Consider the following 18,565-nt stretch of genomic DNA (forward strand, 5'->3'; position numbering starts at 1 on the left):
GAATTCGGGTAAACAAGAAAAATAGTGCAGGACACTGGCTGGGAACCAGATCTGCACTTCAAGAGCGGATGTAATCCGACTCATTGAACCGGAGGAGCCTTATGGCTATTGGTGTTTGGATTAGTCTTATTGCCTACTTTTTGCTCATGATTGCCATTGGCATTTTCGCAATGCGGCGATCGACTTCGTCTTCTGAAGATTACATGTTGGGTGGGCGAGCCCTGAGTCCGAAAGTAGCGGCACTGTCGGCCGGCGCGTCGGATATGAGTGGCTGGTTGCTGTTGGGCCTTCCAGGGGCGCTTTATGTGTCCGGCCTTGCCTCTGCCTGGATTGGTATCGGGTTGTTTGTGGGTGCCTTCTTCAACTGGGTGCTGGTCGCCCCACGGCTCCGGGAACAAACGGTTCATTACGGCAATGCGATTACCATTCCGTCTTTCCTGGCGAACCGGTTTCCAACGCGGGCGGTGGCTCTGAGAACCGTCTCTGCCGTCGTTATCGTTGTTTTCTTCGCAGTTTACACGGCGTCTGGCCTGGTTGCCGGTGGCAAGCTGTTCGAAAGTGCCTTTTCCGGGATTTTCAATTTTGGTGGGCTTAGCGACTATTCAGTGGGTGTTGTCATAACGCTTGGTGTTGTTCTGGCCTACACGGTCGTTGGTGGTTTCCTGGCCGTGAGCATGACGGATTTTGTGCAGGGCTGCATCATGATGCTGGCGCTGGTCATCATCCCGCTGGTTGTGCTGTTCGGCGAAGGAGGCGGTGGCTACGCCCAGGCATCTCAGACCCTCAACCAGGTTGATCCTACGTTGCTGTCCTGGACCGAAGGGCTCACGTTTGTCGGCTGGCTATCGGCCGTGACCTGGGGGCTCGGGTATTTTGGTCAGCCGCATATCATTGTGCGCTTCATGGCGATCCGTTCGCTGAAAGATGTACCCATCGCCCGTAACATCGGTATGTCCTGGATGGGGATTTCACTGATCGGTGCAATCTCGCTGGGTATCTTCGGCCGGGCCTATGCCGTACGTAACGGACTCGACGTAGCCGACCCCGAGACCATTTTCATCATTCTGTCTGATCTGCTGTTCCATCCGTTGATCACCGGTTTCCTCTATGCGGCACTGCTGGCGGCAGTGATGAGTACGATCTCCAGTCAGCTGCTGGTGTCCTCATCCTCCCTGACCGAGGACTTCTACCGTCTGTTCCTGCGCAAAGAGGCGTCAGATCGTGAATGCGTGACCATCGGCCGTATTTCGGTTGTTCTGGTCGGGCTTGTTGCGGCCGTGATTGCATCAGATCCCAACTCCCAGGTTCTCGGGCTGGTCAGTAACGCATGGGCCGGTTTCGGCGCCGCCTTCGGCCCGCTGATCATCCTGTCTCTGATGTGGCCGCGCACCAACGGTGCCGGGGCAATCGCGGGAATGGTTGCCGGTGCGGTCACCGTCATCGTATGGATTTCACTGGGTTGGAACGGAGAGTTCATGGGTGGCCCGGGTGTTTACGAGATCATTCCTGGCTTCATTGTTTCCTGGATTGCGATCTTTGTTGTCTCCAAGGCAACCGCGGATGCTGGCGAGTATCAGCATATCCATCGGTAAATAGCCGCTGGGCGCCTCGTGCGCCGGAACCCAGACAAACCCCCGCCATTCCGGCGGGGGTTTGTCGTATCTGGCGGGCGGATATCCAGCCCGCCACCTCTGACACAGGCACAAAAAAACGCCAGCCCGGAGGCTGGCGTTTTCAGAGGTTACCGAAGAGAACTATCTCAGGCGACAGACGCCTCAGAAGCCTTCTTGGTGTAGTCCTCCATCTGGTCGAAGTTGAGATAGCGATAGATTTCTTTCGACATGCTGTTCAGGTCCTTGGCGTACTCCATATACTCCGCAGGGGAGGGGAGTTTGCCAAGTACCGCGCCCACAGCCGCCAGTTCCGCCGAGGTCAGGTACACATTGGCACCGTCGCCCAGGCGGTTCGGGAAGTTACGGGTGGACGTGGACAGCACCGTGCTCTTCGGAGCAACACGCGCCTGGTTACCCATGCACAGGGAGCAGCCCGGCATCTCGGTGCGAACACCGGCAGTGCCGTAGGTGTTGAAGTAGCCTTCTTCCATCAGCTGCTGCTGGTCCATCTTGGTGGGCGGAGACATCCACAGACGGGTGCTCAGGGCGCCTTTATGCTGCTCCAGCAGTTTGCCGGCGGCGCGGAAGTGACCGATGTTGGTCATGCAGGAACCGATGAATACTTCGTCGACCTTGTCGCCAGCGACTTCGGAGAGGAACTTGGCGTCGTCCGGGTCGTTCGGGCAGCAGACGATCGGCTCCTTGATGTCGGCCAGATCGATTTCGATCACGTGGGCATACTCGGCGTCCTTGTCGGCACGCATCAGCTTCGGATCCTTCAGCCACTCTTCCATCTGCTGAGCGCGACGCTCCAGGGTCCGCGGATCGCCGTAACCTTCAGCGATCATCCAGCGCAGCATGACGATGTTGGAACGCAGGTACTCGGCAACAGAGTCTTCCGACAGGTTGATGGTACAACCGGCTGCGGAGCGCTCTGCAGAGGCGTCAGACAGCTCGAACGCCTGCTCGACGGTCAGGTGCTCCAGGCCCTCGATCTCCAGAATGCGACCGGAGAACTCGTTGATCTTGCCTTTCTTCTCAACGGTCAGCATGCCTTGCTTGATGCCGTACAGCGGGATGGCATGTACCAGATCACGCAGGGTGATACCCGGCTGCATCTCGCCCTTGAAGCGGACCAGAACGGATTCTGGCATGTCCAGCGGCATAACACCGGTAGCAGCGGCGAACGCCACCAGGCCGGAGCCGGCCGGGAAGGAAATGCCCATCGGGAAACGGGTGTGGGAATCACCACCGGTACCGACGGTGTCCGGCAGCAGCATGCGGTTCAGCCAGGAGTGGATGATGCCGTCGCCCGGACGCAGGGCAACACCGCCACGAGTCTGGATGAAGTCCGGCATGGTGTGCTGCATTTCAACGTCAACCGGCTTCGGATAAGCCGCGGTATGACAGAAGGACTGCATCACCAGGTCCGCCTGGAAGCCCAGACACGCCAGATCTTTCAGTTCGTCACGGGTCATCGGGCCAGTAGTGTCCTGGGAGCCAACGGTGGTCATGTGCGGCTCGCAGTAGGTGTTCGGGCGAACGCCTTTGCCTTCTTCAAGGCCACATGCCTTGCCGACCATCTTCTGGGCCAGGGTAAAGCCTTTGGTGCCGGCTTCCGGATCTTTCGGCAGGCGGAACAGGTCAGTCGGGCCCATGCCCAGAGCGGCGCGCGCCTTGGCAGTCAGGCCACGCCCGATGATCAGCGGAATACGGCCGCCGGCCTGAACTTCGTCCAGGATGACGTCAGATTTGAACTTGAACTCGGAGATGGTTTCGCCGGCTTCGTTCAGGATCTTGCCTTCGTACGGGCGGATCTCGATAACGTCGCCCATGTTCATGTTGTCGACGGGTGCCTCGAAGACCAGGGCGCCGGCATCTTCCATGGTGTTGAAGAAGATCGGGGCAACCTTGTTACCGATGCAGACACCGCCGGCGCGCTTGTTCGGTACACCTGGGATGTCTTCGCCAAAGAACCACAGCACGGAGTTGGTGGCGGATTTCCGGGAAGAACCGGTACCGACTACGTCACCAACGAAGGCAACGGGCAGACCCTTGGACTTGATTTCGTCGATCTGGCTCATGGGACCGGTAACACCCGGCTCTTCCGGCTTCAGGCCATCGCGCTCCATCTTGTAGGCGGCGCGGGCGTGCAGCGGGATGTCCGGACGGGACCAGGCATCCGGGGCCGGAGACAGGTCGTCGGTGTTGGTTTCGCCAGTGACCTTGAACACCACCATCTTGGTGCTTTCCGGTACCTTCTTCTTGTTGGTGAACCACTCGGCGTTGGCCCAGGATTCCACCACGGATTTGGCCACGGAATTGCCCGCGTCCATTTTTTCCTTGACGTCGTTAAAGGCATCGAACATCAGCAGGGTTTTCTTCAGCTGCTCTCCGGCCAGCTCGGCCAGGTCGGCATCGTCCAGCAGCTCAACCAGAGTCGCGATGTTATAACCGCCCTGCATCATACCCAGCAGTTCAACTGCTTTGCGCTTGTCGAGCAGGGGAGAGCTGGTTTCGCCCTTGACGATCGCCGTCAGGAACGCGGCCTTGACGTAGGCAGCTTCGTCCACGCCCGGCGGAATACGGTTTTCGAGAAGGTAAACCAGGGTTTCCTCTTCACCCGCCGGCGGATTTTTCAGCAGCTCAACCAGGGCTGCAGTCTGCTCGGCGTTCAGGGGCTTGGGCGGGATACCCAGGGCTTCACGTTCGGCAACGTGTTCACGATAGGCTTCTAACACGATATGGACCCTCATCAGTTGGAATGTCCCGCTGGATGGCATCATGCCTGGCGGGAGGTTTATGGCGAAAAGGCCACGGGAGCCTCTGAATAACGCCTGAAAGCGTGGGGCGGGGTAATCAGGGTTTATTCAGAGACTCCCTAAACTGGCGCTGCATTCTATAGGAAACCCCTTATAAAGTTAAGTTGGACAGTGGTCGGAGAAATCTGTTAGCTGCGCTATACTCCCGCCTTTTCACAATCCAGCCCGTGTATTGCCATGAATGACGCCCTGCAAGAGATTCACGATTTTCTTCCCTGCCGCACGCCGCCGGCGTGGATCGACAATGCCCTGGCCAACCAGGATGTTCTGCTGATCGATCACGCCCACTGCGAGAAAAAGGCTGCCTCTACGGCGCTGAGCCTGATGTACCGGTATGTCGATAACGTGGATCTGCTGAACAGGATGTCTCGCCTTGCGCGCGAGGAACTTCGGCATTTCGAACAGGTATTGGCGATCATGGGAAAGCGGGGCATCACATACACCCATCTTTCGCCGGCCCGATACGCTGCGGGGCTCCGGCAGGCGGTTCGGACTGAGGATCCGGGCAGACTGGTGGACGTGTTGATCGTTGGCGCGATCATCGAAGCCCGGTCCTGTGAGCGATTTGCCGCGCTCGCTCCACATCTGGACGAGAAACTGGCGGATTTCTACAACAGCCTGCTCAAGTCCGAGGCCCGGCATTACCAGGATTATCTCAAACTGGCGGTGCAGGCCAATGGCGGGCCGGTAGGCGAGCGTGTGGATGTGTTTCTGGCCCTCGAAAAGGAACTGATCCAGGCACCGGACGCCGAGTTCCGTTTCCACAGCGGGCCGGTTGTCCCGGCACGGTAACCCGGGCAGTCCTTACAGTGCCCGACACAACTCGATCCACGCATCAATGCCAGCACTGCGGTACTTCTGTTTGTGCAGGATGAAGTAGAAGTGCCGGTCGAAGTGACGGTGTGAAGGCACGGAGAGGGGCACCAGGCTCCCGCGTTTGAAGGCATCGACCAGGACGACCTGTGACAGGCAGCCGATACCCAGATTGGCCTCGACGGCTCGCTTGATGGCTTCGGTATGCTCCAGCTCCAGGAGCACGTTCAGGTCCGGAAGCAGGCCGTGCATGCCCCGTTCAAAGCTTTGCCGGGTGCCGGAGCCCGGTTCCCGCATGATCCAGGTGGCGTCCCGGAGGTCGTCGTCGGTCAGCGTGCCCTTTTGGGCGAGAGGGTGATCCGGCGCGCAGAACACGATCAGTTTATCGTCCCGCCACGGGATGACCTCCAGTTCCGGAGACTGGAGTTCGCCCTCGATCAACCCGATATCCAGCTCGAAATCCTTCACCCGCCGGGCGATGGTGCTGGTATTGGCCACTTCCAGAGACACCCGGGGGTGAGTAGGGGTATTCATGTATTGGGCCATGACGCCAACGGCCAGATAGTTTCCTATGGTTAATGTCGCGCCGACCTTGAGGGCTCCGATCTCCGTGTGCTTGCTGAAGGCCTGTTCCAGTTCTCCGGCCTGCGCCAGAACGGATTCGACTTTGGGGCGGTACAGTCTCCCCAGCTCGTTCAGCTGGAGACGCTTGCCGACCCGGTCGAACAGCTGGATATCAAACTGGTTCTCCAGCTCCTTGAGTGCACTGCTGGCCGCTGACTGCGACATGGCAAGGGATTCGGCGGCCCGGGTGATGTTCTGAAAATGGGCGGCGGCGAGGAATACTTCGAGTTGGCGGAAACTGAATTTCATAATGAATCGCTATAAATCGATTGACCCGAATAAGGTTATGAGAATATCCCATTTCATCGATAGGTTAGTGGTGGGGTAGAATTTAGGCAATTCAATTTTAGGCTTAATCTTTTCGTATCAGAGCAGGTAAGGGGTTTACATGAGCAACCTGATGAAAGAAACCGTCACCAGTGTCCATCACTGGAACGACACCCTGTTCAGTTTCAAGACCAGCCGGGATCCCGGCTTCCGGTTCAAGAACGGCCACTTTGTGATGATCGGGCTTGAAACCGATGGCAAGCCGCTGATGCGCGCCTACAGCATCGCCAGTGCCAACTACGAAGAAGAGCTGGAGTTCTTCTCGATCAAGGTGCCCGATGGTCCGCTGACATCCCGCCTGCAGCGAATCAAGCCGGGTGACGAGATACTGCTGAGCAAAAAGCCGACGGGCACGCTGGTCCTGGATAATCTCCTTCCGGGCAAGAATCTCTGGCTGATCAGCACCGGCACAGGGTTGGCGCCATTCATGAGCATCATCAAGGATCCGGAAGTCTACGAGGCCTTCGACAAGGTCATTCTGACCCATGGCGTTCGATACATTTCTGAACTGGCTTATCAGAAGGAGATCGAGGAACTGCCTGAGAACGAATTCTTTGGTGAGATGGTGAAAGGCAACCTGCTTTACTACCCGACCGTTACCCGCGAACCGTTCCGCAACGAGGGTCGCCTGACCGACGCCATGGAATCGGGCAAGATCACACGTGATCTCGGACTTCCCGATTTCAACCCGGATGAGGACCGCTTCATGATTTGCGGCAGCCCGAGTATGTTGAAAGATACCTGTGCCATTCTGGACAAGATGGGTTTCCGGGAAGCTCGTGGCGGCGATATGGGGCACTACGTTATCGAGAGGGCATTCGTAGAGCAGTAACCCGATTCCCTGTTCGCACCTCCTGAAAACCCGCGGTCTCTCACCGCGGGTTTTTTTATGGTGACTTTATACAGATCAATGCGCCGAATAGTCTCAAAGCCGCAAGATGGTTCTAATGAGCATGGTAATCGCCGAATACTGATCTCTTCAGAGGAGCTGTAAATGACCATTGGCAAGCGGAAGACCATGATCCTGGCCGGTTTTATCGGCAACGTCGTGGAGTGGTACGATTTCGCTGTCTACGGTTACATGGCGGGTATTCTGGCCGGGTTGTTCTTTCCCGGTGAAGACTCGGTTGCGTCCCTGATTGCAACTTACGGCGTGTTTGCGGCCGGTTTTATCATGCGTCCGCTGGGGTCCGGCGTTTTTGGCTGGCTGGGGGACACCATCGGCCGAAGCAAGACCATGCTGATTTCCGTCACCATGATGGTGTTACCCACGTTCCTGCTCGGTTGTCTTCCGACCTATCATCAGGCGGGCTTGCTGGCGCCGGTGCTGCTGGTGATCATCCGGATGGTTCAGGGACTGTCGGTGGGAGGGGAATTCAGCAGTTCCGTGACCTACCTGGTTGAAACAGCGCCGGATGATAAGCGTGGCATGGCCGGTAGCTGGGCAAATACCGGCAGTATCTTCGGAATGCTGCTGGGCGCAGGCATGGCGGCTCTGGTGACCAGCTGGATGGACAGTGGATCGGTCCATGACTGGGGCTGGCGTCTGCCTTTCCTGTTTGGGGGCGTCATTGGTCTGATCTCCATCATGCTTCGGCGCCATCTGCCGCGTTCGGAGCATTTTCAGCGCCACCACGACGAGCGCTGTGACACCTCCCCACTTCTGGAAGCTTTCACCACCAATCGTCGCGAAACGTTACTGGCGGTCTGCTTCGCGTCTGCCTATGGCGTTCTTTTCTATCTCCCGATTGTTTACCTGCCCGAATGGCTCCACTCGGAGACAGGAATGCCCTTGCATCTGGCCCTTCAGATCAACACCGTTGCCACCGCCGTTTTGTTGGTGCTGATACCTATCTCGGGCTGGCTTGGGGATCATCTGATTCGCCGGACCCACTTCATTGCCGGTGCCATGTTGTGTCTGGCGATAGCAGGGTGGCCGCTGTATCTCTGGCTGGTCAGTGACAGCATCGTCGCGGCGGTTGTCGTGCAAATGCTGCTGATCGCCTTTATTGCCGTCCCGCTCGGATCCGCTCCGGCGATGTTCGTTGAGCTCTTTCCGGCACGGGATCGGCTGTCGGGATACTCAGTGGCCTACAACCTCGGGCTGGGGGTGATCGGGGGCACAACCCCCATGATTTCAACCTGGCTGATCGATGTCACGGGTGTTTCAACCGCGCCCGCCATCTATCTCGTGCTGATGGCGGTGATTGCTTTCGTGGCCTTGCTGTTCATTCCGGATCGCAGTCGGGAAGTGCTGCGTTAAGGTCGATGATCCGCGCTACTCTCTGGCGCGTGGGTCGGCCGTTTCTTCATCCAGCCAGGTGCCACAGAACTTGCAGTAACGGGCATCCCGCTCATGGTGATGGCGGCCACAGCCCGGGCAGGCTTCGTCTGAATACCGCTCTGCACGCAATGCCCGGATGACCTCGGCGGAAAAGACCCCGACTGGCAGGGCGATGATGGAGTAACCTGTCAGCATGATGGCGACAGAGATAAATTGCCCGAGGGGTGTGATCGGGGTGATGTCGCCGTAGCCCACCGTGGTCAGGGTGACGATGCCCCAATAGATGGCGGTCGGAATACTTGAGAACCCGGCTTCGGCGGGTTCGATCAGGTACAGGATGGACGAGAAGATTGTCACCAGCATCAGTACCGTGAAAAGGAACAGCATGATCTGGTGCCGGCTGCGGAGCAGGGCGTCGAGCAACAGGCGCTTTTCTCCCTCAATGGTCATCATATCCAGTACCCGGAACAGTCGCAGCGCACGGAGCAGGCGCACCACAATCAGCGTATGCGCGCCGGGGAACAGCAAAACCAGCCATGTCGGCAGTACCGATAACACATCAATGACGCCATAGAAGCTCTTCAGGTAAAGCAGGGGCTTGTCGAGGCAATAGATTCTCAGAGCCAGCTCGACCGTGAAAATGACGGTGATAAACCACTCGATGTAAAAAAAGTAGTTTCCATATTGTTGGTGGTATTCGGCGATGCTGTTCAGCATGACGATACCGACGCTCAGAAAGATCAGGATCACCAGGACAACATCAAATGCTTTGGCGGCGGGCGTGTCCGATTCGAAAATGAGCTGGAATAACCGGGTTCTAAGTCCGACTTTCGCCGGTTTCATGGATGGCATCAGAGGGGGGTCTCCAGCTTGGCAGCGACATACTTATTCTGACCTAGACTTTAGAGAGCTGGCTTATGCCCCGTCAACAGACGGTTGCACGTAATGGACGCCTGAAAGAGGCCACGTATTATCTGATCCTGGAATCTGCCATATGAAACCATCGCAGCAATCGACACCGCAGAAAATGGCGTCGGACGTGAACCGGATCATCCGGTCCGAGCACAGTCGCAACAGGGCAGGCAAGCTGATTGCGGTACTGGCGATACCGGTGGTTGTGGCGGTATTGCTCTTCCTGCTATGGCCGGCGGAAGCGGTGCCTGTCTGGCAAACACACGCCATTGACCGGGGTGACATGATTCTGACCGCGACGGCCACCGGCAGTCTGGAACCCAAGAGTGAGGTGTCGGTGGGTGCGGAGATTTCCGGCCGGATAACCCAGGTACTTGTGTCTGACAACGATCATGTCAGTAAGGGCCAGACGCTGGCGTTGTTCGATACCGATGAATTGAATGTGGCGCTGGATCAGGCGGAGGCGCAACTGGCTTTGGCGAAGGCTTCTCTTGCCGAAGCGGAGGCGACACTCAAGGAGGCCCTGGCGGGAGAGCGACGGACCAACGAATTATGGGACCGTGGCACTGCCGCCCAGGCTGACGTGGATGCTGCGGCGGCGGTCCGGCAACGCTCAGAAGCAAAGGTTGACTATGCCCGTGCCTCCGTCAGGCAGGCGCAGGCCTCCGTGTCGCAGGCGCGCACACGCCTGGAAAAGGCCGTGATCCGGTCTCCCATCGACGGCGTTGTGCTTCAGCGCAGCATCGAACCGGGCAATACCGTCGCGGCCAGCTTCCAGACGCCGGTGTTGTTCCTGCTGGCTGAAGACCTGGGCCAGATGGAGCTGCATGTGTCGATGGACGAAGCGGATGTCGGACTTGTGGAAGCGGGGCAGCCGGCCACCTTTACCGTCGATGCCTGGGCCGGACGGCAGTTCCAGGCCAGGGTCCTCAAGGTGTATCTGTATCCGAACATTGAGAATAACGTGGTCACCTATACGACCGTGCTGTCGGTGGATAACCGTGACGGATTGTTGAAGCCGGGTATGACGGCCACCGCAACCATCGAAACCGGGCGGCGCCAGGGTGTCCTGAGGGTACCCAATGCCGCGTTCCGGTTTACGCCCCCGTCACAGTCGGCCGATACCGGTGGACTCTTCCGGCATCCAGCCGGTAGGGCTGGCAATGGCCGGTCTGGCCCCTCGAATACCGTATGGCTTCTGAAGGACGGCAAGCCAGATCGTAAGGTCGTGAGCACTGGTGCCACAGATGGACTTTATACGGAACTGACCGGCAATGAACTGTCTGCGGGCGACGAAGTCATCGTTGGTGTAACGCAGGCGTCAGCGAAATGAGCGATGGATACGGCGAGGTTCGTGAATCGGGTGTGCCTCCGACGATTGTTGAGTTGTGTGACGTCTACAAGATTTACGGCAGAGGCGCGACCGAGGTGCGGGCTCTGGACGGCGTCAGTCTGACGATCCGGGCGGGCGAATTCGTGGCGATCATGGGGCCGTCCGGGTCCGGCAAATCGACCTGCATGAACATTATCGGCTGCCTCGATAGCCCTTCCGCCGGACAGTACATCTTCAGCGGCGTCGATGTCGGAACACTGGGGCGAGATGAGCGCGCGCTGGTGCGTCGCCACTTCATGGGATTTGTGTTCCAGAGTTACAACCTGCTGCCGCGAACCAGTGCATTGTCCAATGTCGAGTTGCCCCTGGTATATGAGGGGGTCCGTCCGGCGCTCAGGCATCGTCGGGCCGTGAGCGCGCTGGCAGCCGTGGGATTGGCCGATCGACAGGCGGCAACCTCGGCCGAATTGTCTGGCGGGCAGCAGCAGCGGGTCGCCATCGCCCGCGCTCTGGTCACGGAACCACCGGTGCTGCTGGCGGACGAGCCGACGGGTAACCTGGATACGGTCATGGCACGGGAAGTCATGACCCAGCTCACCGATGTCCGAAGGGAACGTGGTGTCACCATCGTCATGGTAACCCACGAACCGGACATCGCCCGCTACGCCGACCGGGTGCTTCTGTTCACCGACGGTAAGCTGGTCCGGGACGGAACACCGGCGGAGGTTCTGGCATGAGGGTGCTGGACGTTCTGTCGCTCTCCACACAGGCGATTGCCAGGAATAAACTCCGATCGTTTCTCACCACGCTTGGCATCATCATCGGCGTGGCCAGTGTGGTGGCCATGGTGCATCTGGGTCAGTCAGCCACTCGCAGTGTGACTGAACGCATCGCCAGCATCGGCTCCAATCTGCTTTTCGTCATGCCGGGGACCTCCCTGCGAGGGCCGGGCGCGGTGCGAACCAGTGCCGAAAACTTCGACCTGTCCGATGTGGATGCGATTCGCAGGGAAGTGGATGGCGTTGAAGTCGCGCCGGCTTTGGCCACCACAGCCCGGGTGGTCGTGGGCAATGCCAATGACACGATTCCGGTTCTTGGAACCAGCAACGAATACCTGTCAGTCCGGAACCATCCTCTTGATTACGGCCGCGCGTTCGAGTCTGGTGAATTATCGTCGGGCGCTTCCGTGTGCATTATCGGCAAGACCCTGGTGGATGAGATGTTCCTGGGTCAGGAGCCCCTTGGTGCGACGATCCGCGTAGGTAGAACCGCGTGCCGGGTCATTGGCGTGCTCTCCGAAAAAGGGGAATCCATGGGGCAGGACCGGGACAAGACGATTCTGATGCCAATCAAGGCCGTCCAGCGGCGGCTGGTTGGCAAGCTGGATGTCAGTGTCATTTACGTGTCTGCGCTGGTGGACGGCACGACCAAACGGGTCCAGTCCCAGATCGAGTCCCTGTTGCGGCAGCGGAGGCGAGTCGACAGTGGCGGCGTGGACGATTTCTACGTGCGGGACACCCAGGAAATTGCCGAGGCGCTGGAAAGTACGACCAATACACTCACCGTGCTTCTGGGCGCGATTGCTGCCGTCAGCCTGCTTGTCGGCGGGATCGGTATCATGAACATCATGCTGGTTTCGGTGACCGAACGAACGCGTGAAATCGGTATACGGCTGGCGATCGGGGCCCGCGCCCGCGACGTGCTGAACCAGTTTCTGGTGGAGTCCATCGTGTTGTCGACGCTGGGCGGGATCATTGGCCTGTTGCTCGGGGTTGGGGGGACCTGGTTGCTTACCTGGAAACTGGATATGCCGTTCGTGCTCTCACCCCTGATCATGGTGGTGGGTTTCTCGTTCTCGGTGGCCATCGGCGTGGTGTTCGGATTCTTCCCCGCGCGAAAGGCCGCCAGGCTGAACCCGATTGATGCGCTTCGCCATGAGTGAATTCAGGACGGGTTTGCGTGTATAGTCTGGCGCGTTTTGTCTCAGGAAGAATGCTATGTTTTCGATTGAACTTGATCCCCGTTTCAGTGATACCGATGCGCTTGGCCACATCAGCAATACCTCGTTGCCAGTGTGGTTCGAGCAGGGCCGAACACCCATTTTCCGAATTTTTCATCCCGATCTGGAAGTCGAAACCTGGCCGTTGATCCTGGCCCGGATGGAGATCGATCTTCTGGCCCAGAGCTACTGGCACATGCCCGTTGAAATCCGCACCGGTGTCGGCAAGATCGGTAACAGTTCCGTCCACGTGGTTCAGGAAGCCTGGCAGAATGGCAAGCAGATTGCGCGCGGTATTGCCGTGCTCATTCACTTTGATTACAACAGCGAGAAATCGGTGCCAATCCCGCAGGAGATCAAGGATCAACTGGCTGAACATGCCATGCCGGAATGATGAGCCTGTTCACGGCGCTCATTATTGCTCGGTTGAGGGGGATTGATTGATTCTCAATCGGATGGTTCACCTGCTGGTTGCGTTGTCCGTTCTCGTGCTTGCCGCCTGTGATTCTGGTCCCGAGACCCGGGAAGCCGAGGCTATCAGGCTGGCACTGACGCCCGCGCAGCTGCACTGGGTTGGCGCGCAGATTTTCCGGAATGAGTGCGCGAGCCGGAGAGAATGCCTGGTGCATTGGAATGAGGGAGAAGCCTTTCCATCGCTGGGTATCGGGCATTTCATCTGGTATCCCACGGGGGTTCACGGCAAATTTGTGGAGAGCTTTCCTCCGCTGATCCAGTTCATGGAGGAGCACGATGCGCCGATTTCCGAGTGGTTGAAGCGCCTCGATCCCTTTGATGCGCCCTGGCCCGATCGGGCAACTTTCCTGCAGGTGGATCCGGACTCCCGCACTGAGCAATTACGGGATTTTCTCAGCCAGACTCGGGGCTTGCAGGCGGCGTTCATCTTCCAGCGTACCCGCCTGGCCCTGGGTCGCGTTCTGCAGGCGGCGCCATCGTCCGAGAAACCCCGCCTACGGAAGGCGCTCGTTGAACTGAGTGCCACACCCGGCGGTGCCTACGCGTTGATGGATTATGTCAATTTCAAGGGGGAGGGGCTTGCCGAGTCCGAACGGTATCATGGCGAGGGCTGGGGGTTGCTTCAGGTCTTGCTTGAAATGCATTCCAATCCGGAACAGACGGCCCTGTCTGCTTTCCGGGAGGCAGCCGGCCGGGTACTGACCCGGCGTGCGGAGAATGCACCCAGAGCCATCGAGCGGGAGCGATGGCTGCCGGGCTGGCTCAAGCGACTGGACACCTATCGGGAGCCGCCTGCCTCGGGATCATCCTAACGGAGCTTTTTTCAGCGCCGGCTCCTGGCCGGGTTCTGCCTCGATCCACCAGATGTTCTGGTCCCAGTCGCCGAGCACCATCCGTTTTGCGTCCGCGCCATTGGCGTGAAGTGAATGCACCGCTGGCCGATGGGTATGGCCGTGAATCATCCGCTGTACACCGTGATGTTCCAGTTCCCGGACCACCTCTTCCGGCGTGACATCCATAATGGTTTCGGCCTTGCCCTGGTTTTTGGCCATGGAGATTTCGCGGAGTTGCCGGGCCATCTGCTGGCGGTCTTCCAGGGGGCGTGCCAGGATCATCTGCTGCCACTGGGGGTTGCGCATGTTGGTCCGGAATTTCTGATACTCCACATCCGCCGTACAGAGGCTGTCGCCGTGCATGAGCAGGGTGGGGGTGCCGTGAAGGTCGATGACGGTCGGGTCTTCGAGCAGTGTCGCACCGGCACGGGCGCAGAAGTCCTCGCCGATCAGGAAGTCCCGGTTACCGTGCATCAGAAAGATGTCGGTTCCGTTCTCGTTGAGGTCCTTCAGTGCCGCGGCGACCTGTTCCTGAAGCGGCGTCCTTTCGTCATCGCCAATCCAGGCTTCAAAAAAATCGCCCAGAATATACAGTCGCTCCGCTCCCTGCGCAGTGGTGCGCAGGAAGCCGAGAAACGCATCTGTGATGTCCGGACGGGATTCTTCCAGGTGCAGATCCGAGATAAACAGCGTGGTCACGCGTCCTCCACCACCTCGGCTTTTTCGATCACAACGTCGTCAGCGGGGACGTCCTGATGGCCGGCCCGCATGGTGGTGCGCACCGCCCGGATCCGGTTGACAGTATCCATGCCTTCCACGACCTTGCCGAACACGCAGTAGCCCCAGCCTTCGGCGTTCTTGGCGGTGTGGTCGAGGAAACCATTGTCCTGAACGTTGATGAAGAACTGCGCCGTGGCGGAGTGGGGGTCCATGGTGCGAGCCATGGCGATGGTGCCGGTCATGTTGCTCAGGCCGTTGTCGGCTTCGTTCTGGATCGGCTCGCGGGTCTTCCGTGGGGTCATGCCCGGTTCGAAGCCGCCCCCCTGAATCATGAAGTTGCTGATCACGCGGTGGAAAATCAGGCCGTCGTAAAAGCCGTCACGGACATACTGTTCGAAATTTTTCGCCGTTTCCGGGGCCTTTTCGTGGTCCAGTTCGAGCTTGATATCGCCGAAATTGGTTTGCAACAGAATCATCAGGGTTTCCTGTTTCGGGTTAGGGAACGTTCAGGCCGTTATTGTACTCAAGAGTTTTCCGCTATGCATGAGTCCGGCAAGGATTTGTGAGTATAATAGGCGGTTTCAGATTCAACCCCTGTCCAACAGAGATTGTATGAGCGCCGAATCGAAGAAAGCCCACAACTTTATCCAGAGCCTGATTGAAGATGCGATTGCCAAGGGAGAGCATACCGGCACCGTCGTGACCCGTTTCCCGCCGGAACCGAATGGCTATCTCCATATTGGTCATGCCAAGTCGATCTGTCTGAATTTTGGCATCGCCGAGACCTTTGGTGGTGAATGTAACCTGCGGTTTGATGACACCAATCCGGAGAAGGAAAACCAGGAATACATCGACGCCATCAAGCAGGATGTGCAGTGGCTCGGGTACGAATGGGCCGGCGAGGTCCGGTTCGCCTCGGATTACTTCGACGCCCTCTACGATTTTGCGGAGGAGCTGATCCGCAACGGCAAGGCCTACGTTTGCGCGTTGACGGCCGATGAGATGGCCGAGTACCGGGGCACGCTCAAAGAGCCGGGGCGCAACAGTCCCTACCGGGATCGTCCTGTTGATGAAAACCTCCAGCTCTTCCGGGATATGCGGGATGGCAAATACGGCAATGGCGAGCTGGTGCTGCGGGCGAAGATCGACATGGCGTCGCCGAACATCAACCTGCGCGACCCGATCCTCTACCGTATCCGTTATGCCGATCACCACCAGACCGGCAGCAAGTGGTGCATCTACCCGATGTACGACTATACCCACCCGATCTCGGACGCGCTGGAAGGGATTACCCATTCCCTGTGTACCCTGGAGTTTGAGGATCACCGGCCGCTGTACGACTGGGTGCTGGACAACATCTCTGTGCCTTGCCATCCGCGCCAGATCGAATTTGCCCGGCTCAACCTGAATTACACCATCACCTCCAAGCGCAAACTCAAGCGCCTGGTGGATGAAGGCTATGTGGACGGCTGGAACGATCCGCGTATGCCAACCATTTCGGGCATGCGCCGTCGGGGTTATACGCCGGAATCCATTCGCAATTTCTGCAACATGATCGGTGTCAACAAGGCCGGCGGTACGGTGGATGTCGGCATGCTCGAGCACGCCATCCGGGAAGACCTCAATGCCCGCGCGCCGCGCGCCATGTGTGTGATGCGCCCGCTGAAGGTCACCCTGACGAATTACCCGACCGACAAGACCGAAACCCTGACATTGCCGGTGCATCCGCAGAACCCGGATATGGGTGAGCGGGAAGTGACCTGGAGTCAGGTGTTGTACATCGATCGGGAGGATTTTGCCGAGGAGCCGCCGCGCAAGTGGAAGCGCCTTGCCCCGGACCAGGCAGTACGACTGCGTGGTGGCTATGTCATGACCTGCCGCGAAATCGTGCGGGATGCCAGTGGCGAGATCGTCGAACTGAAATGCGAGTACGATCCGAACACCCTTGGGGTCAATCCCGAAGGCTACAAGCCGAACGGCGTGGTTCACTGGGTATCGGCCCACGACAGCGTGGAAGCGGACATCAATGTCTATGATCGCCTGTTCAATCATGAGTCGCCGGACAGCGACAAGGACGGTGACTTCGTCGACCATCTCAACCCGGATTCCCTGGTTGTGCTGAAGGGCGCGCGGGCCGAAAAGGGCCTGGTGGATCCTCGCACCGATCTGCCGTACCAGTTCGAGCGGGAAGGCTACTTCTTTTGCGATCAGGAGCAGACCGCCGCGGCCGGACGCCCTGTGTTCAACCGCACGGTCACATTGCGGGATTCCTGGGGTAAGGGGGGCAAGTGATCCGAATCTACAATACGCTGACGCAGAAAAAGGAAGAGTTCCGCCCCATCGAACCGGGCAAGGTGCGGATGTATGTCTGCGGCATGACCGTCTATGACTACTGCCATCTCGGGCATGCCCGGGTTCTGGTCGCCTTCGACGTGGTCACGCGGTACCTCCGGCACCGGGGCTACGATGTGGAGTACGTCCGGAATATCACCGACATCGACGACAAGATCCTCCGTCGGGCGGATGAAAACGGCGAGGCGTATACCAGTCTCACGGACCGTATGATCCAGGCGATGCATGAAGACGAGGCCCGGCTCGGCGTTTTGTCGCCCGACGAAGAACCCCGGGCGACGGCCTACATCGACGATATCATCGCCATGATCCAGCAGCTGATTGCTGGCGGCCATGCCTACGCGGCCGACAATGGCGATGTCTACTTTTCAGTCGAGTCCTTCCCGGACTACGGCAAACTCAGCAAGAAAAAACTGGACGACCTGATTGCCGGAGCCCGGGTGGATGTTCAAGAGGCCAAGCGCAGTCCGGCGGACTTTGCCTTGTGGAAAGCGGCCGGTCCTGGTGAAGTGAGCTGGCAGTCGCCATGGGGAGACGGTCGTCCCGGTTGGCACATCGAATGCTCTGCCATGTCGACCCGGTGTCTGGGAAATACGTTCGATATACACGGCGGTGGTCCCGATCTTCTGTTTCCCCATCATGAGAACGAAATCGCCCAGTCCGAATGTGCCACCGGCCATACCTTTGTGCATACCTGGATGCACGCCGGCGCCATCCGGGTAAACAAGGAGAAAATGTCCAAATCGCTGGGTAACTTCTTCACGATCCGGGAGATCCTCGAAACCTATCCGGCTGAAGTGGTCCGGTATTTCCTTGTCTCCAGCCATTATCGGAGCCAGGTGGATTATTCCGAGGAAAACCTCGCGGAGGCCGGTCGGACCCTGACCCGGTTATACCACGCACTGCGCGGCATTGTGCCAGCCAGTAGCGGGGAAGTGCCGGAGACCGAACATGATCGTCGGTTTGCCGAAGTCATGGATGACGACTTCAACACAGCCGGTGCCATCTCGGTACTGCATGCGGTGGCCAACGAGATCAATCAGCTCAGACGGGACGGCGAGGATCAGGCGGCCCGGCGAAGTGCCGCCGTGCTGGTTCGCCTCGGTGCCGTAGTGGGGCTGCTGCAACAGGATCCGGAGGCCTTTTTCCAGGCGGATACCGGCAGCGACCTCACCGCAGAGGAAATCGAGCGAATGATCCAGGCCCGGGCCGATGCCCGGAAGGACAAGAACTTTGCCGAGGCCGACCGGATTCGTGATGAGCTTGCGGACAAAGGCATTGTTCTGGACGACAGTCGCGAGGGAACGACCTGGCGAAGGGCCTGAATTTCCGGGCGTGGCCAGTTGGTCAGACCAGTTTTGCGCGCGCAGGAATGATCTTGTAAGGATTTTCCCTTACAATGCGGCGCTCAAATTAGAATGCCCCCTCGAAGCGAAGGGGGAGTCGGGAAACGTAACCC

Annotated in this window: 16 protein-coding genes; 11 read left to right on the forward strand and 5 right to left on the reverse strand. The window is 58.6% G+C overall.

Annotated features, from left to right (window positions below; genetic code table 11):
- Positions 1-101 precede the first annotated feature (101 nt).
- On the forward strand, positions 102-1,592 hold the full coding sequence (putP, locus tag MLD04_RS04225; protein ID WP_248155044.1) for a sodium/proline symporter PutP: 1,491 nt from the start codon (positions 102-104) through the stop codon (positions 1,590-1,592).
- 167 nt (positions 1,593-1,759) lie between these two features.
- On the opposite strand, the gene MLD04_RS04230 is transcribed toward putP, so the two are convergent.
- On the reverse strand, positions 1,760-4,354 hold the full coding sequence (locus tag MLD04_RS04230) for a bifunctional aconitate hydratase 2/2-methylisocitrate dehydratase (protein ID WP_248155407.1): 2,595 nt from the start codon (positions 4,352-4,354) through the stop codon (positions 1,760-1,762).
- A gap of 258 nt (positions 4,355-4,612) precedes the next feature.
- On the opposite strand from MLD04_RS04230, the gene MLD04_RS04235 reads away from it, so the two are divergent.
- Entirely contained in the window at positions 4,613-5,227 is a 615-nt protein-coding gene (locus tag MLD04_RS04235) for a MiaE family protein (protein WP_248155046.1), read from the forward strand.
- 12 nt (positions 5,228-5,239) lie between these two features.
- Here MLD04_RS04235 and MLD04_RS04240 read toward each other — a convergent pair whose 3' ends face one another.
- A complete protein-coding gene (locus tag MLD04_RS04240; RefSeq protein ID WP_248155048.1) occupies positions 5,240-6,121 on the reverse strand; it encodes a LysR substrate-binding domain-containing protein in 882 nt (293 codons plus the stop codon).
- A 139-nt stretch (positions 6,122-6,260) separates the two neighbouring features.
- On the opposite strand from MLD04_RS04240, the gene MLD04_RS04245 reads away from it, so the two are divergent.
- Together MLD04_RS04245 and MLD04_RS04250 are read left to right on the forward strand one after the other, a co-directional pair.
- Entirely contained in the window at positions 6,261-7,031 is a 771-nt protein-coding gene (locus MLD04_RS04245) for a ferredoxin--NADP reductase (RefSeq protein ID WP_248155050.1), read from the forward strand.
- A 162-nt stretch (positions 7,032-7,193) separates the two neighbouring features.
- A complete protein-coding gene (locus tag MLD04_RS04250) occupies positions 7,194-8,462 on the forward strand; it encodes an MFS transporter (protein ID WP_248155052.1) in 1,269 nt (422 codons plus the stop codon).
- A gap of 15 nt (positions 8,463-8,477) precedes the next feature.
- On the opposite strand, the gene MLD04_RS04255 is transcribed toward MLD04_RS04250, so the two are convergent.
- Positions 8,478-9,335, reverse strand: coding sequence for an ion transporter (locus MLD04_RS04255; RefSeq protein WP_248155054.1), 858 nt, complete (start codon positions 9,333-9,335; stop codon positions 8,478-8,480).
- A gap of 142 nt (positions 9,336-9,477) precedes the next feature.
- On the opposite strand from MLD04_RS04255, the gene MLD04_RS04260 reads away from it, so the two are divergent.
- Genes MLD04_RS04260 through MLD04_RS04280 form a run of 5 tightly spaced genes read left to right on the forward strand, consistent with a single transcriptional unit; the run spans position 9,478 to position 14,013 of the window.
- Positions 9,478-10,728 (forward strand): efflux RND transporter periplasmic adaptor subunit, encoded by a 1,251-nt coding sequence (locus tag MLD04_RS04260; RefSeq protein WP_248155056.1) that lies wholly within the window; start codon positions 9,478-9,480, stop codon positions 10,726-10,728.
- A complete protein-coding gene (locus MLD04_RS04265) occupies positions 10,725-11,465 on the forward strand; it encodes an ABC transporter ATP-binding protein (RefSeq protein ID WP_248155058.1) in 741 nt (246 codons plus the stop codon). The genes MLD04_RS04260 and MLD04_RS04265 overlap by 4 nt, the downstream gene beginning before the upstream one ends.
- Positions 11,462-12,670, forward strand: coding sequence for an ABC transporter permease (locus MLD04_RS04270; protein WP_248155060.1), 1,209 nt, complete (start codon positions 11,462-11,464; stop codon positions 12,668-12,670). The genes MLD04_RS04265 and MLD04_RS04270 overlap by 4 nt, the downstream gene beginning before the upstream one ends.
- A 55-nt stretch (positions 12,671-12,725) precedes the next feature.
- The gene (locus MLD04_RS04275; RefSeq protein ID WP_008938697.1) at positions 12,726-13,121 is read left to right on the forward strand and encodes an acyl-CoA thioesterase; all 396 of its coding nucleotides are present in this window, start codon (positions 12,726-12,728) and stop codon (positions 13,119-13,121) included.
- Between the two features lie 46 nt (positions 13,122-13,167).
- Positions 13,168-14,013: a hypothetical protein gene (locus MLD04_RS04280; RefSeq protein WP_248155062.1), complete on the forward strand. Its 846-nt coding sequence runs from the start codon at positions 13,168-13,170 to the stop codon at positions 14,011-14,013.
- Here the strand turns inward: MLD04_RS04280 and MLD04_RS04285 are convergent.
- Both MLD04_RS04285 and MLD04_RS04290 read right to left on the reverse strand, forming a co-directional pair.
- Entirely contained in the window at positions 14,005-14,733 is a 729-nt protein-coding gene (locus tag MLD04_RS04285; RefSeq protein WP_248155064.1) for a UDP-2,3-diacylglucosamine diphosphatase, read from the reverse strand. The two genes, MLD04_RS04280 and MLD04_RS04285, sit on opposite strands and share 9 nt — an antisense overlap.
- Entirely contained in the window at positions 14,730-15,230 is a 501-nt protein-coding gene (locus MLD04_RS04290) for a peptidylprolyl isomerase (protein ID WP_008938694.1), read from the reverse strand. The genes MLD04_RS04285 and MLD04_RS04290 overlap by 4 nt, the downstream gene beginning before the upstream one ends.
- 136 nt (positions 15,231-15,366) lie before the next feature.
- Here MLD04_RS04290 and MLD04_RS04295 point away from each other — a divergent pair, with 136 nt between their 5' ends.
- Together MLD04_RS04295 and cysS are read left to right on the forward strand one after the other, a co-directional pair.
- The gene (locus tag MLD04_RS04295) at positions 15,367-17,046 is read left to right on the forward strand and encodes a glutamine--tRNA ligase/YqeY domain fusion protein (protein WP_248155066.1); all 1,680 of its coding nucleotides are present in this window, start codon (positions 15,367-15,369) and stop codon (positions 17,044-17,046) included.
- Positions 17,043-18,431 carry a cysteine--tRNA ligase gene (gene cysS, locus MLD04_RS04300; RefSeq protein WP_248155068.1) on the forward strand — a complete coding sequence of 463 codons (1,389 nt, stop codon included), beginning with the start codon at positions 17,043-17,045 and terminating at the stop codon, positions 18,429-18,431. The genes MLD04_RS04295 and cysS overlap by 4 nt, the downstream gene beginning before the upstream one ends.
- Positions 18,432-18,565: the final 134 nt, after the last annotated feature.

The organism is Marinobacter koreensis, from assembly GCF_023156285.1.
Taxonomy (GTDB): Bacteria; Pseudomonadota; Gammaproteobacteria; order Pseudomonadales; family Oleiphilaceae; genus Marinobacter; species Marinobacter koreensis.

Coding starts and splice junctions, on each gene's coding strand:
- MLD04_RS04260 (WP_248155056.1), top strand. CDS start 9,478: ATGAAACCATCGCAGCAATCGACACCGCAGAAAATGGCGTCGGACGTG.
- MLD04_RS04245 (WP_248155050.1), top strand. CDS start 6,261: ATGAGCAACCTGATGAAAGAAACCGTCACCAGTGTCCATCACTGGAAC.
- MLD04_RS04270 (WP_248155060.1), top strand. CDS start 11,462: ATGAGGGTGCTGGACGTTCTGTCGCTCTCCACACAGGCGATTGCCAGG.
- putP (WP_248155044.1), top strand. CDS start 102: ATGGCTATTGGTGTTTGGATTAGTCTTATTGCCTACTTTTTGCTCATG.
- MLD04_RS04235 (WP_248155046.1), top strand. CDS start 4,613: ATGAATGACGCCCTGCAAGAGATTCACGATTTTCTTCCCTGCCGCACG.
- MLD04_RS04255 (WP_248155054.1), bottom strand. CDS start 9,335: ATGCCATCCATGAAACCGGCGAAAGTCGGACTTAGAACCCGGTTATTC.
- MLD04_RS04275 (WP_008938697.1), top strand. CDS start 12,726: ATGTTTTCGATTGAACTTGATCCCCGTTTCAGTGATACCGATGCGCTT.
- MLD04_RS04290 (WP_008938694.1), bottom strand. CDS start 15,230: ATGATTCTGTTGCAAACCAATTTCGGCGATATCAAGCTCGAACTGGAC.
- MLD04_RS04265 (WP_248155058.1), top strand. CDS start 10,725: ATGAGCGATGGATACGGCGAGGTTCGTGAATCGGGTGTGCCTCCGACG.
- MLD04_RS04295 (WP_248155066.1), top strand. CDS start 15,367: ATGAGCGCCGAATCGAAGAAAGCCCACAACTTTATCCAGAGCCTGATT.
- MLD04_RS04240 (WP_248155048.1), bottom strand. CDS start 6,121: ATGAAATTCAGTTTCCGCCAACTCGAAGTATTCCTCGCCGCCGCCCAT.
- MLD04_RS04250 (WP_248155052.1), top strand. CDS start 7,194: ATGACCATTGGCAAGCGGAAGACCATGATCCTGGCCGGTTTTATCGGC.